The sequence below is a fragment of the Flavobacterium granuli genome, from assembly GCF_031456055.1.
GTDB classification, from domain to species: Bacteria; Bacteroidota; Bacteroidia; order Flavobacteriales; family Flavobacteriaceae; genus Flavobacterium; species Flavobacterium granuli_A.
In genome coordinates this window covers 59,426-72,847 of record NZ_JAVDTX010000001.1, presented here as the reverse complement: position 1 = coordinate 72,847, position 13,422 = coordinate 59,426, and the positions used below count along the sequence as shown (strand labels likewise).

At 35.9% G+C, this 13,422-nt stretch carries 12 protein-coding genes; 10 read left to right on the top strand and 2 right to left on the bottom strand.

Going from position 1 to position 13,422, the window contains the following annotated elements; translation table 11 throughout:
* Nucleotides 1–145: 145 nt before the first annotated feature.
* The 10 genes from tpx to J2W95_RS00235 all read left to right on the top strand — a co-directional run bounded on the left by tpx (nucleotide 146) and on the right by J2W95_RS00235 (nucleotide 9,531).
* Nucleotides 146–643, top strand: a complete 498-nt coding sequence (gene tpx / locus J2W95_RS00280; RefSeq protein WP_310002734.1) for a thiol peroxidase — start codon at nucleotides 146–148, stop codon at nucleotides 641–643.
* Nucleotides 644–652: 9 nt separating this feature from the next.
* Complete coding sequence (locus J2W95_RS00275; RefSeq protein WP_310002732.1) at nucleotides 653–1,027, top strand: diacylglycerol kinase family protein; 375 nt, start codon at nucleotides 653–655, stop codon at nucleotides 1,025–1,027.
* A gap of 18 nt (nucleotides 1,028–1,045) precedes the next feature.
* Entirely contained in the window at nucleotides 1,046–3,490 is a 2,445-nt protein-coding gene (locus J2W95_RS00270) for a DNA translocase FtsK (protein ID WP_310002730.1), read from the top strand.
* A 438-nt stretch (nucleotides 3,491–3,928) separates the two neighbouring features.
* Nucleotides 3,929–4,594, top strand: coding sequence for an outer membrane lipoprotein periplasmic chaperone LolA1 (gene lolA1, locus J2W95_RS00265; RefSeq protein WP_310002729.1), 666 nt, complete (start codon nucleotides 3,929–3,931; stop codon nucleotides 4,592–4,594).
* Nucleotides 4,595–4,602: 8 nt separating this feature from the next.
* The gene (locus tag J2W95_RS00260) at nucleotides 4,603–6,054 is read left to right on the top strand and encodes an LptF/LptG family permease (RefSeq protein WP_310002726.1); all 1,452 of its coding nucleotides are present in this window, start codon (nucleotides 4,603–4,605) and stop codon (nucleotides 6,052–6,054) included.
* A gap of 1 nt (nucleotide 6,055) precedes the next feature.
* Complete coding sequence (ribB, locus tag J2W95_RS00255; RefSeq protein WP_310002724.1) at nucleotides 6,056–7,189, top strand: 3,4-dihydroxy-2-butanone-4-phosphate synthase; 1,134 nt, start codon at nucleotides 6,056–6,058, stop codon at nucleotides 7,187–7,189.
* Between the two features lie 791 nt (nucleotides 7,190–7,980).
* Entirely contained in the window at nucleotides 7,981–8,736 is a 756-nt protein-coding gene (locus J2W95_RS00250; protein ID WP_310002722.1) for a hypothetical protein, read from the top strand.
* 1 nt (nucleotide 8,737) lies between these two features.
* The gene (locus J2W95_RS00245) at nucleotides 8,738–9,133 is read left to right on the top strand and encodes a DUF5675 family protein (protein WP_310002720.1); all 396 of its coding nucleotides are present in this window, start codon (nucleotides 8,738–8,740) and stop codon (nucleotides 9,131–9,133) included.
* 10 nt (nucleotides 9,134–9,143) lie between these two features.
* Nucleotides 9,144–9,368: a hypothetical protein gene (locus J2W95_RS00240; RefSeq protein WP_310002718.1), complete on the top strand. Its 225-nt coding sequence runs from the start codon at nucleotides 9,144–9,146 to the stop codon at nucleotides 9,366–9,368.
* Nucleotides 9,355–9,531 (top strand): hypothetical protein, encoded by a 177-nt coding sequence (locus J2W95_RS00235; RefSeq protein ID WP_310002716.1) that lies wholly within the window; start codon nucleotides 9,355–9,357, stop codon nucleotides 9,529–9,531. The genes J2W95_RS00240 and J2W95_RS00235 overlap by 14 nt, the downstream gene beginning before the upstream one ends.
* A gap of 657 nt (nucleotides 9,532–10,188) precedes the next feature.
* Here the strand turns inward: J2W95_RS00235 and J2W95_RS00230 are convergent.
* Both J2W95_RS00230 and J2W95_RS00225 read right to left on the bottom strand, forming a co-directional pair.
* Nucleotides 10,189–11,262, bottom strand: a complete 1,074-nt coding sequence (locus J2W95_RS00230) for a cellulase family glycosylhydrolase (RefSeq protein ID WP_310002714.1) — start codon at nucleotides 11,260–11,262, stop codon at nucleotides 10,189–10,191.
* 1,336 nt (nucleotides 11,263–12,598) lie between these two features.
* On the bottom strand, nucleotides 12,599–13,195 hold the full coding sequence (locus J2W95_RS00225) for a P-loop NTPase family protein (RefSeq protein WP_310002712.1): 597 nt from the start codon (nucleotides 13,193–13,195) through the stop codon (nucleotides 12,599–12,601).
* Nucleotides 13,196–13,422 lie beyond the last annotated feature (227 nt).

The window sequence follows — 13,422 nt, the reverse complement described above, 5'->3', positions numbered from 1 at the left end:
TAGTGAAGAATATTTTTTGTTTTAAAAAACAAATTGAACGACTCATAACGATTCATAATTCTCAACTCAAAACTCGAAAAGAACAAATACTTTTAGATTCAAATATTAATCCTTACTTTTGAACCTCATAAAAAAAACAAACACCATGGCATCAATAACATTAGGGGGAAACCCAATACACACTTCAGGTGAATTACCAAAAGTTGGTTCAAAATTGGCTGATTTTAAATTAGTTCAAAACGATTTATCTGTTGCAGATTTAAGCACTTTTGCAGGTAAAAAATTAGTTTTAAATATTTTCCCAAGTATAGATACTGGAACTTGTGCAACATCAGTTAGAAAATTCAACGAGAGTGCAAGTAATTTGGCAAACACTACTGTTTTATGTATATCAAGAGATTTACCTTTTGCTCAAAAACGTTTTTGTGGTGCTGAAGGTCTTGCGAATGTAGTGAATCTGTCTGATTTTCAAGAAGGTACTTTTGGGAAAAATAATGGTTTAGACATTGTTGACGGACCATTGGCTGGATTGCACTCAAGAGTAATTATCGTTGTTGATGAGAACGGTGTGGTAACTCACACAGAACAAGTGGGAGAAATTGCAAACGAACCAAATTACGAAGCTGCTTTAGCTGTACTTTAATAGTATATAATGGAATTTAAAAAAGACAATACATTACTTACAGGCCGATTGAAAAGCGTGAAATTCGCTTTTCTAGGTGCTGTAAAATTAATTACTACCGAGCACAGCATTATGGTTCAATTTTCTATTGGAATCATAATGACCATTGCCGGTTTTTATTTTCATATCTCCACTACCGAATGGCTTTTTCAAACGATGGCCATAGGTCTAATTATGAGCGTTGAAGGATTGAATACAGCTGTCGAAAAAATAGCCGATTTTATCCACCCAAATTATCATGAAAGAATTGGTTTTATAAAAGATATTGCTGCTGGAGCAGTATTCTTTGCTGCATTAACAGCAATCGCAATTGGTCTAATTATTTATATCCCAAAATTTTTATAGGTTCAATTAAAATCAAGAATGGCAAAATCTACAAAAAAAGAATCTTTAGATACAAAAAAAGAATCGGAATCTAAAGGCATAAGATCATGGGAATTCACTAAACAGCACAAAATTGTTTTTGGATCTCTTTTGGTATTATTTTCAATCGCTTTGTTAGTCGCATTTGTTTCCTTTTTTATCTATGGAAAAATCGACCAAAGTGCAGTTTCCGAATTGACAGACCGCAAAGAAGAAGTTCAAAACTGGCTGGGTAAATTTGGAGCTTATCTTGCCGATTTATTCGTATACCGAGGTTTTGGTATCGCTTCCTTTTTATTTGTGCGTTTATTTTTCCTGACGGGAATGTATTTGGTTTTGAGTCTTTCGATAAAAAAACTAAAAGGAGTTTGGTTTTGGGATTTATTTGCCGTTATTATTTTATCTGTTTTATTTGGTTTTTTTGCCACTTCAATGCCTGAATTGGGAGGGACAATCGGATATGAATTGAATTTATTCGCACAAGATTATATCGGAAAAACGGGTACTCTTCTGGTTTTGATTTTTGGTTTAATTGTTTATTTAATTTTCAAATTGCAGTTATCACCAGAAAAAGTGCAGTCCTTTTTTGAAAGTACCAAAAAAGAAATAAAAGAGGATTTGGCTTCAAGTCCTGTATTAACGCCTAATGATAGTGCTTATAATCTTGAGGAGTTTGCAGTAGAAGAATCTGAAGAAGAAGAAGTGGATGATATCCATTTGAAAACAACTGGTTCTCAGTTTGAGATTAACAAAGAGGCTTTGAAACCGACTATTTCAAATTCTTCCGATATTAATTTAGAGCCTACTCTCAAGCCGCTTCCAATGGAGATTTTACCAACGGTTGCGTCACCTGTAAAAGAAGAAGCATTTGTTATTGAAAAAGCGGTTGAAGAAGATATTATAGAAGATAATTTGGCTTCACGCTTGGTATCTGATTTTGGGTTATTTGATCCTACTTTGGATTTATCCAATTACAAATTCCCAACCATTGATTTATTAAAAGAATATTCGACTGGCGGTATTACTATCAACCAAGAAGAGTTAGAAGAAAACAAGAACAAAATTGTAGATACACTACGTAATTACAAAATAGAAATAGCGCAAATCAAAGCGACTGTTGGACCATCGGTAACTTTATATGAAATTGTTCCTGAAGCGGGAATTCGTATTTCGAAGATTAAGAGTTTGGAAGATGATATTGCTTTGTCACTTTCAGCATTAGGGATCCGTATTATTGCACCTATTCCAGGAAAAGGAACTATTGGTATTGAGGTTCCAAACAAGAATCCAACGATGGTTTCGATGAAAAGTGTTATTGGTTCAGCCAAATTCCAAGAAGCAGAAATGGAATTGCCTATTGCCCTTGGAAAAACCATTTCGAACGAAACTTTTGTAGTTGACTTAGCAAAAATGCCCCACTTATTGATGGCGGGTGCTACCGGGCAAGGAAAATCGGTAGGATTGAATGCAGTTTTGACTTCGCTTTTATACAAAAAGCATCCAGCCGAGGTGAAATTTGTATTGGTTGACCCGAAAAAAGTAGAGCTTACGCTTTTTAATAAAATAGAAAGACATTATCTCGCCAAACTGCCTGATACCGAAGATGCCATTATCACTGATAATGCAAAGGTTGTTGCGACATTAAATTCGCTTTGTGTGGAAATGGACAACCGTTATTCGCTATTGAAAGATGCGATGGTTAGAAACATCAAGGAATACAACGAAAAATTCAAAGCAAGAAAATTGAATCCAGAAAATGGACACCGTTTTTTACCCTATATCGTATTGGTTGTCGATGAGTTCGCCGATTTGATTATGACTGCCGGTAAAGAGGTTGAAGTACCTATTGCGCGTTTGGCACAATTAGCCCGTGCTATTGGTATTCACTTGATTATTGCGACACAAAGACCATCTGTGAATGTAATTACTGGTTTGATTAAAGCCAACTTCCCTGCGAGGATCGCTTTTAGGGTAACCTCTAAAATAGATTCTAGAACCATCTTAGATACGCAAGGAGCTGATCAATTGATAGGAAGGGGAGATATGTTATATACGAACGGAAATGATGTTGTTCGTGTACAGTGCGCCTTTATTGACACTCCAGAAGTTGAAAAAATAACAGAGTTTATTGGTTCGCAAAAGGCTTATGCCACGGCTTATTTACTTCCTGAATTTATTGGAGAAGATGGAGGAGTTAGTTTAGAAATGGATATTTCTGAAAGAGATAGTTTATTTAGGGAAGCTGCAGAAGTAATTGTAAATGCGCAACAAGGATCGGCTTCATTATTGCAACGAAAATTAAAACTGGGTTACAATAGAGCAGGGCGATTGATTGACCAATTGGAAGCTGCTGGAATTGTTGGCCCTTTTGAAGGAAGTAAGGCTAGAAGCGTGAATATACAAGATATGACAGGACTGGATCAGTTTTTTAATAATGAAAGCTAGATTATTAGATTGTAGGTAGCAGGTTTCAGATGGCACATTTTAGAAAATAGATTTCAGATAGGAGATTACAACTCACTAGGCCCTTTTCTATATATTTAGATAAATTCGATAACGAATAAGAATCATCGTAATAAAAAGGCATTCTTAACCGAAATTTAGCTTTTTTTTAGATGCTTTTCATTTTTTTAGCATCTACATTTGCACTAAATAGGTAATTATGCAAATGCGCGTGAGGGATAGTAGGTGGTATCCTCGTAGCGTAGCGGAGAGATAAAGCCGGATAGCCCGACCACATTTAGGAAAGGGGCTTTGTAAACGGTACTATCAGTAAGCCCCTTTCCTAAATGTGGACACGCCCACACGAGCTTTTGCAAACTGACGCTAAATGATTACTACAACAAGAATACATTAATAAGCATACAACAAAACACAGAACAAATGAGATTACAACACAAAATAGGTGTAAAAATGGTAATGGGGCTTTTAGTTGCCTTTTTTATTGGATTTTCGACTCAAGCACAGGACAAAAAAGCAAAGGATTTATTGGATAAAGTGACTGCTAAAGTAAAAAGTTATAACAATATTACGATTGATTTTAAATATTCTTTGAATAATGCCAAGGAGAACATCAATCAGGACAGTAAAGGAACTGTAGTGATGAAAGGGAATCAATATGTGTTGAATTTTATGGGAATCACCAAGATTTTTGACGGTAAAAAAAACTATACTATTGTTCCTGAAGATGAGGAAATCACTATTTCGAATGTGGATGAGAAAGATGATTCGGCAATTACTCCATCAAAAATGCTGACTTTCTTTAATACGGGTTATAAATTCACAATGGATATTGTTCAAACGGTAGGCGGTAAAAAAATACAATACGTTAAATTGACTCCTACAAATGCCAAAGATCAAAGAAAAGAGATTTTGGTAGGAATTGATACTAAAACCAACAATCTCTACAATGTGATAGAAATTGCCAAAAAAGGAACCAAAACGACATTGACGGTTAATTCTTTTAAAACAAATCAGTCATTGCCGAAAAATCAGTTTACCTTTGTTGCGAGTAAATATCCCAACTATTACATCAATAAATTAGACTAATTATTTCGGTGAAAATTCTAGACAGATACTTATTAAAAACATTTCTGGGTACATTTGCTACGGTATTTGTTATCCTTTTTTTTGTGTTCATACTGCAAACCGTCTGGTTGTTTATTGCTGAATTGGCTGGTAAAGATTTGGATTTTGTGATGGTTGTCAAATTTTTGGCTTTTTCGATGCCTCGAATTGTGCCTTTGGTTTTACCGTTATCTATTTTATTGGCATCGATAATGTCTTTTGGAAATCTATCTGAGCATTATGAATTTGCGGCTATGAAATCTTCGGGGATTTCGTTGCAAAGAGCCATGCGAAGCCTGACTGTCTCAATTGCAATATTAAGTCTTGTAGCTTTTTTGTTTGCCAATAATGTTATTCCGTATGCTGAATTTAAGTTTATTAATTTTAGAAAAAATATTGCTCAAGCCAAACCTGCACTTGCTATAACTGAAGGTCAATTTAGTGATGTTGGCCCATACAACATTAAAGTGAATAAAAAATCGGGGGAGAACGGGAATCACCTTACCGGAATTACAATTCATCAAAAATCACAAAATGGTGACGGCAGTAAAACTGTAATTCGAGCCACCGACGGAGAATTAATTAGTAGTGATAAAACGAGTATTCTACAATTGGTTTTGAATGACGGGAATTATTATCAGGATATTGTACCGAAAAAGTATGAGGATCGTGATAAATTGCCTTTTGCCAAAAGTTCTTTTAAAAAATACCGGATCAATATTGATTTGTCCCAATTGAATAAAGTGGATACAAAAGACGAAACAGTGTCCAACACCAGCTCAATGTTGAATGTAAGTGATCTGAAATATACATTGGATTCTTTGGATAAAAGCAGGAATACCGACATTATCTCATTCTCTGAAAACAGTGGAATAAAAGTAGGTACACTACCTGATAATAATGCTCCGCAAGTTGCTAAGAAAAAGTCTTTGGTTAATAATTTGTTGTCTATTTATGACAACAAACAAAAAGTTGAAATTTTAAAAGTTGCCAGTAGTAGTGTTCAAAGCACATTGTATACGATTGACGCAACTAAAAGTGAACTGGACAGCAAAAAGAAAAACATAAACGGACATATTTTGGCTCTTTATGATAAATTTGTTATTGTTTATGCTTGTTTCCTGATGTTTTTTATAGGAGCGCCATTGGGGGCTATTATCCGAAAAGGAGGACTAGGTTTGCCCATTGTATTTGCTGTCTTGATTTTTATATCCTTCCATTTTATCAATACTTTTGGGAAAAGGATTTCTCAAGAAGATGGTATGGCACCTTTCTTTGGGGCTTGGATGTCGTCCATGATTCTTACGCCGTTGGCTGTTTTATTGACTTATCGTGCCACCAATGATATTGGTTTAATCAATATGGATGTAATATTGGCACCTGTACAAAAAGTATTTCAAAAATTGATTCAAAAAATAATTCCATCTCAAAATAAAGAATAAGATGTCCACTACAAAAATACAACTCAACACAATAGAAGAAGCTATTGAAGATATTCGTCAAGGCAAAGTAATTATTGTGGTTGATGATGAAGACCGTGAAAATGAAGGAGATTTTCTGGCTGCCGCTGAAAAAGTAACACCTGAAATGATCAACTTTATGGCAACACATGGTCGCGGTTTAATTTGTGCTCCATTGACGGAAAGTCGTTGTAAAGAACTAGGATTGCATGTGATGGTAAGTAACAATACCGATCCAATGGAAACAGCTTTTACGGTTTCGGTGGATTTAAGGGGTAATGGAGTAACCACAGGTATATCTGCTTCTGATAGAGCAAAAACAGTACTTTCATTAGTAAATGCAGATACTAAACCTCATGATTTGGCACGTCCTGGTCATATATTTCCATTGATTGCTAAGCAAGGAGGGGTTTTGAGAAGAACAGGACATACCGAAGCTGCTATTGATTTTGCACGTTTGGCTGGATTTAAATCGGCGGGAGTAATTGTCGAAATCATGAATGAAGACGGTTCTATGGCCAGACTTCCACAATTGGTGAAAGTTGCCAAGAAATTTGACTTAAAATTGGTTTCTATCGAAGCGTTGGTTGCTTATAGAATGCAGCACGACAGTTTGATTGTAAAGAAAGAAGATTATGATATTGAAACCCGTTTTGGGACTTTCAGACTTAGAGCCTATCAACAAACAACCAACAAGCAAATACATATTGCCTTGACCAAAGGAACTTGGAATATTGGTGAACCAATTCTAACCCGTATCAATTCTACATCTGTAAATAATGATATATTGGGTACGCTGACCAATGATGCCAATAAGAAACTGGATGATATGTTTCAATTGATCAATCAGGAAGGGAAAGGGGCTGTTTTGTTTATCAATCAAGAAGTGGCACCAATAGATTTATTGAACCGCATATCCGAATTGAAGTGTTTGCAAGCTAAAGGTGAATTTAAAGCACCACAAGTAAAAATGGACAATAAAGATTTTGGTATTGGTGCTCAAATATTACATGATATCGACATCTCCAAAATTCGATTATTGTCGAATACACAGCAAACTAAACGTGTTGGTATGATAGGGTACGGCTTGGAAATTAAAGATTATGTATCGTATTAATTAGTAGAAAAAGTAAAAACAAAAAGCCTGTAAATCTTTGGATTTACAGGCTTTTTGTTTTATTTTAAAATGAATATGTAAGTTCACTGAAAAATGGAATGACACTATTAATTTCTTCGTTTTCAAGGAGCTTAATGTGGCTGATTAATCAGTTAATCGAATTTGTACCATGTGAAAAACTACATCAATCATTGTAAATCTCATAAAGTATGTATCCTGATTAGTGTTTGATTATTGAATAGTTATGCTATTATTTAGTCAGCTTTTTGAACTGGTATTGTTATAGTATAGATGAGTGATAGACTTTTTAATTCTTGGATTCCTATCCGATTATACAACGTAAAACATGTTCTAACTGCAGGCCTGAATACGAACAAAATTCCTCTATCGAAATTAACTGATGTGGTTCTTTATTCAAGTTGTCTTTAATTTTGTTTAAATACAACCTTGCCTGTCTGTATGTTTTACCGGTAATACGTTGTACATCTTTTGGATAAATACATACCCTGATGTTTCCTGCTATCACACTACTACTTTTAATACACTATCCATACTTAGGGTAGGGCTTTGAGCCTCTTTCTCCCTACTGGAACAAAGATAAGAAAATTACTTTGTTTTTAAGTTACTAAATGAGTCTATTATAGGCTTTTTACTACCGTTTTTGACCATCCTGTTTTGAAATATGATTTAAATGATGAAATATTTGCCGAGATCAATCCCGATTTAGTTGCAACGAATATTCAGGATGAAAGAGTAGATCAATCATTTTTAAACTTAAATTTTAAACTATTATGGCAAAACAGAAAGGCATAATTAAATTGAAAGGTACTATCGGGGATATTACTTTTTATAAATCAAAGGATGGGTACATTGCCCGCGAGAAGGGTGGTATTGATGCCAACAGAATAGCTAATGATCCTGCATTTCAACGTACACGTGAGAATGGGGCTGAGTTTGGTAGGGCTGGTAAAGCAGGGAAAACTTTGCGTTTGGCTTTGCGAACTTTATTGTTGAATTCTTCAGACAGCAGAATGGTCAGTCGACTTACTCAATTGATGATGAAAGTAATTCAGGCAGATGCGACCAATGAACGTGGTCTTCGAAACGTCATTGATGGCGAGGCAGAATTGCTTAAAGGTTTTGATTTTAACATCACAGGAAAATTGGGAACGACTTTATTTGCTCCATTTACGGGAGGGATTGACCGTGTTAGTGGTGAAATTACAGTTGATTTGGAACCCTTCATACCTGTAAATATGATTGCCGCCCCAGGAGGGACTACCCACTTTAAGATCATATCGGCAGGAGCAGAAATTGATTTTGAAGCTGAAACATTTGTCACAGCAAATTCTGAAACGGCTATCCTGCCTTGGGACAGTGAGCCAACAGTTGTCATTAATCATTTGAATACCGTGACGGCTAATAGTACCAAACCTTTATTTCTGGCTTTGGGAGTTGAATTCTATCAAGGGGTAAATGGTCGTATGTATCCTTTAAAGAATGGCGCATTCAATCCCTTGGCATTGGTTCAAGTAAGTGGATTGTAAGATGGTGTTTTTATTATCCAGAACTTATTTCCCTGATGGGACTAACGGAAAACTTGAATGTGAGGGCAGATTCATTTGCTATACTATTGAATTGCCTTGGCTTGATAATGCCAATCAGGTTTCCTGCATTCCAGAAGGGGAGTATGTCTTGAGAAAGCGATACAGTAAAAAAAATCGATGGCATATTGAAGTAGTTGATGTGGAAAACAGAAGTTTTATTTTGTTTCATCCCGCTAATAATGCTCTAAGAGAATTGAATGGCTGTATTGCTCCAGTAATGAAACTTTCAGGTCCCGGTTTGGGCCTTGAATCGCGACAAGCTTTTATCAAATTGAAAAGCTTAGTTTATAAAAGTTTGGAGCGTGAGGTAAAGGTTTTATTAATTGTTAAATCTTAAAATTGTAATTATGAATATAGTAAAAAGAGCAAAAACGCCCTTACCGAAATTTTTTAAAGTGCTTCGAAATATCGGATTGGCATTGGCAGCTGTTGGTGGAACTGTTTTGACAGCACCAATTGCTTTGCCTGTAGTGATTAGTACCATTGGTGGTTATCTGGCTGTTGCTGGTGGCGTGTTATCTGTAGTCAGCCAGCTTACGAGTCTTAACGATGATTTAGATGCCATCCAGTAATCCTACATTAATTGGTACTGCTGGTGGCACTTTTTTGAGTGTATTGCCGAATTTGCATTCGGAGGATGTTTTGAAAACTGTTTTATTGGCTGCACTTGGAGCTATAGTTAGTTTTTTATTGTCAATGATGCTTAAATTTATTGTTAAGAGGTACAAGAAGTAGTTTTAGTTGAGTCGTTTTGACTTAGTGTGATGTTAGAGAAAGCCCAATCCGAAAGGAATGGGCTTTTTTGTTTAATTGCTTTTTTGTTTAATTGTTTAATTGTTGAATCGTTGAATCGTTTAATTGTTGAGAAGGGTAATCGTTTAATTATTTGGACTTTTTATTTGTTAAGAGCATTTTTTCTTTTGTCTTGATGGAAAAGAAACAAAAGATCAAGCCTGAATATTTTTAAAGATAAAATAATCGAACAGATTTTCTCTATCGCGACCCCAGCCGCTCGTGTTTCACACTCGCTCGGGGGTCACTCCCTGCGGCCAGCGCGCAAATCTTTATCGTTATTTTGTCTTTAAAAATATAAGGGCGACCAAAGACGTTTTCATGAGTCTATTATTGGTGTTTATTTGATTTGGATTGTGGAGCTGCTTGTGGAGGTCCTTCCTTCGTCAGGATGACAATATTGTGTGGACTATATTGTGAATAAAATATAAGGGCAGGGAAGAGGAGGTTTGCATGAGTTTATTATTGGGTTGGTTTTACTTGGTTTGCGGAGCTGCTTGTGGAGGTCCTTCCTTCGTCAGGAGGACAATATTTTGGGGAATTGCGGCTACGGGTGTACGGATTAAATCAGTATTTTGTAATGATGTCATTTAGAACTCATTATTTTCCTGTCATTTTTTTAATGAAAACAATTTCATTAGGGTCAAAAGGGCTTTTGTCTTGGCGTAGAATATCATGAAACCATAAGATTGGTTCTTTTTCATTTGGTTTAGGCTCATCCCATGCAAAAATGGTATTGGTTTTACCAGATACGAACCCCCAATTAATTGCTCCTACCTTGTTTTCTTTCAGCAAAGGCATTATCTCATTAAAGGTGCTTTTATTTCTTCGTGCCATATATTCGGTACACAGTAAGGGACGTCCGTAAAGTTTTAACATATCAATTTGCATTTTGTGCCTATCCTTATTCTCATAATTATGATAGGTGATAACATCTGAATTGCTAAGCTGAAAAACATTCAATTGATTGTATGAATCATCCAAATTCCAAATTCCAGCACTTAATGGTTGTGAGGGATTGACCTCTCGAGCCCATTTGAAAACATTTTGCAATAATGGTAATGATTCTAAGCCATGCTTTTCATTTCCAGGCTCATTGTATAAATCCCATAGTAAAATGCGCTTATCGTCTTTAAAAGTAATCAGCACATCTTTCACATATTTTTCTAATACAGGATAAAGTTTAGACGTATTTGTACGCAGACTCACGGCTGGGTCTTGTACCCACCCCGAATTGTGGATCCCTGGTTTTGGCATTGGTTGCGTACCCGAAACGGTTTCTTTACCCCAGCAGTCATCGAAAAAAACAAATAACGTAAGAATATCATGTTTGCTGGAAATAGTAAGATATTCATCCATTCTTTTTTTGAAACCTTCCGGGTCCTTTTTCCAGACTTCACTACTTAAATACACTCTCATAAGATTAAAACCTAATTCCTGTGCCCATCCGAGTTCTTTATCAATCGTTGCTGCATCAAATGTTTCGCCAGACCACATTTCTACTTGATTCACCGCAGTACTGGGTTGAAAATTACAACCTCTTAACCATGGATATTTAGAATACCAAGTAACTGCTTTTTCTTTTGTCCAAACTGAATGTGAAGGTAATTCTCCCTGTCCAAAAGAATTTGACACCACAAATAGAGTAATGAATATTAAAAATTTTATTTTCATAATTAGTTATTGTTTTTAATTCTAAAATTAGTTTAATAGTTTGAATTTAGTTTGAATTTAGTATAATATTTGGATTATTGTTTGTTATTGTGAAAATTATGACAATCTGGATCTCGTGGTTGTAACTTAGCAAAGGACGTTTTCATGAGTTTATTGAAGAGCATTTTTTCTTTTGTCTTGATACAAAAGAAACAAAAAATCAAGCCTGAATATTTTTAAAGATAAAATAATCGAACAGATTTTTTTTATCACGACCCCAGCCGCTCGTGTTTCACACTCGACTCGGGGGTCGCTCCCTACGGCCAACGCGCAAATCTTTATCGTTATTTTGTCTTTAAAAATATAAGGGCGGGGAAGAGGACGTTTTCATGAGTTTATTGTTGCTGTTGATTTTACGTGGATCGGGAGTTACTTCGCTTGTGGGTTTTTAGTTACGAGTTTATATTTTTTTAAGAGCATTTTACTTTTTTCCTTGATGAAAAAAGTAACAAAAAAATATTCATGGGTTAATATTGCTTTTTGGTATTCATGAATCTTCGATTTCAAGCCTCAATATTTTTAAACTAAAAATCATCGGACGGATTTATCTCACTTAACCCTTATTTTTATTGGTGTTCGATGAACCTCACTTCGTTTCGGTTTCTCCTATCGCGACCCCAGCCGTTCGTGCTGGGCACTCACTCGGGGGTCACTCCCTACGGCCAACACGCAAATCCTTACCGTGATTTTTTGTTTAAAAATATAAGGGCGGGGAAGAGGACGTTTTCATGAGTTTATTGTTGCTGTTGATTTTATGTGGTTCGGGAGTTGCTCCGCTTGTGGGTTTAATGATTGAAGTTTAGTTACGAGTTTGTGTTTTTTTAAGAGATTTTTACTTTTTTCCTTGATGAAAAAAGTAACAAAAAAATCAAGCCTAGAATATTTTTATTTCAAAAATCATCAGACGGATTTTCCTATCGCGACCCCAGCCGCTCGTGTTTCACACTCGCTCGGGGGTCACTCCCTGCGGCCAACGCGCAAATCCTTACCGTGATTTTTTGTTTAAAAATATAAGGGCGACCAAAGACGTTTTCATGAGCCAATTATTGGTGTTTATTTGATTTGGATTGTGGAGTTGCTTGTGGAGGTCCTTCCTTCGTCAGGATGACAATATTGTGTGGACTATATTGTGAATAAAATATAAGGGCGGGGAAGAGGACGTTTTTATGAGTTTATAATTGCTATTGCCTATTTTACTGGGATTGTGGAGTTTCTTGCGGAGTTCCCTCGTACCTCGGGAGGACAATATTGCGAGAAGGTAGTATAGTAATGAGGAAAGATAGTAATGAGGGAAATGTTATCGTTTGTCTTTGGCATCTTTGTCGAAAGCGATAAGGTTTAGTGTGGAGCGTAGTCGGGAACGGACTCGGTTTCCGTAGATTGCTTCGATTTCTGAAGCGGATAGGTTGGTGGTTATGTGAGTCATTATTTTTTTAGTTATAAATAGGTCGTAACGGCTTAAAAGGATTTCGGCCATGACATTGCATTCATTACCGAAGTATTTGAGATTATTTTCTGTTCCTAGATCATCGAAACAAATTGTTTTTGGGGCCGACTTGCTGTATTTGTGGATGATTTCGTAACCGTCCTTGATAAATTCAAAACTGATGTCCCGAGATGGTTTTATCAAGAATTTGTGTGCCGTAGGGGTGAGGTCTTTCATCAAATTCATTAGTGATGTTTTGCCACAACCAACCGGACCTGACAGGAGTATTCCTCTGTCAAGGTTGATTCCATATTGTAAACACATTTGTTCGTCTTTAAGGAAGTATGCTATTAGTTTAAAAATAATTGGATAGTCGGTGTCGAGAATTTTGAAATGGTTACCGTAGCGGTTTTTGCCCTTATTTTCTAACCAGATAATCACTTCTGAATAATTATATGCTTCATTCATAATAAATTTAGTTTTTAGATCTGACAGAAAGAGTCAAGAGGAAAGAGTCAAGATTGCAGATTGCAGAGTGGAGATTGCAGAAAGCAGAGTGAAGATTTCAGATTTCTGAGTGGAGATTTCAGATTTCAGATTTCAGAATGCAGAGTAAAGTGGTTACTTCATGGGAACAAACTAACAGATTTAGCACAGATTTTTGCACTCTTGAACCCCTCGGATTGAGAGGGATT

Coding starts and splice junctions, on each gene's coding strand:
- tpx (WP_310002734.1), top strand. CDS start 146: ATGGCATCAATAACATTAGGGGGAAACCCAATACACACTTCAGGTGAA.
- J2W95_RS00275 (WP_310002732.1), top strand. CDS start 653: ATGGAATTTAAAAAAGACAATACATTACTTACAGGCCGATTGAAAAGC.
- J2W95_RS00270 (WP_310002730.1), top strand. CDS start 1,046: ATGGCAAAATCTACAAAAAAAGAATCTTTAGATACAAAAAAAGAATCG.
- lolA1 (WP_310002729.1), top strand. CDS start 3,929: ATGAGATTACAACACAAAATAGGTGTAAAAATGGTAATGGGGCTTTTA.
- ribB (WP_310002724.1), top strand. CDS start 6,056: ATGTCCACTACAAAAATACAACTCAACACAATAGAAGAAGCTATTGAA.
- J2W95_RS00250 (WP_310002722.1), top strand. CDS start 7,981: ATGGCAAAACAGAAAGGCATAATTAAATTGAAAGGTACTATCGGGGAT.
- J2W95_RS00245 (WP_310002720.1), top strand. CDS start 8,738: ATGGTGTTTTTATTATCCAGAACTTATTTCCCTGATGGGACTAACGGA.
- J2W95_RS00240 (WP_310002718.1), top strand. CDS start 9,144: ATGAATATAGTAAAAAGAGCAAAAACGCCCTTACCGAAATTTTTTAAA.
- J2W95_RS00235 (WP_310002716.1), top strand. CDS start 9,355: ATGCCATCCAGTAATCCTACATTAATTGGTACTGCTGGTGGCACTTTT.
- J2W95_RS00230 (WP_310002714.1), bottom strand. CDS start 11,262: ATGAAAATAAAATTTTTAATATTCATTACTCTATTTGTGGTGTCAAAT.
- J2W95_RS00225 (WP_310002712.1), bottom strand. CDS start 13,195: ATGAATGAAGCATATAATTATTCAGAAGTGATTATCTGGTTAGAAAAT.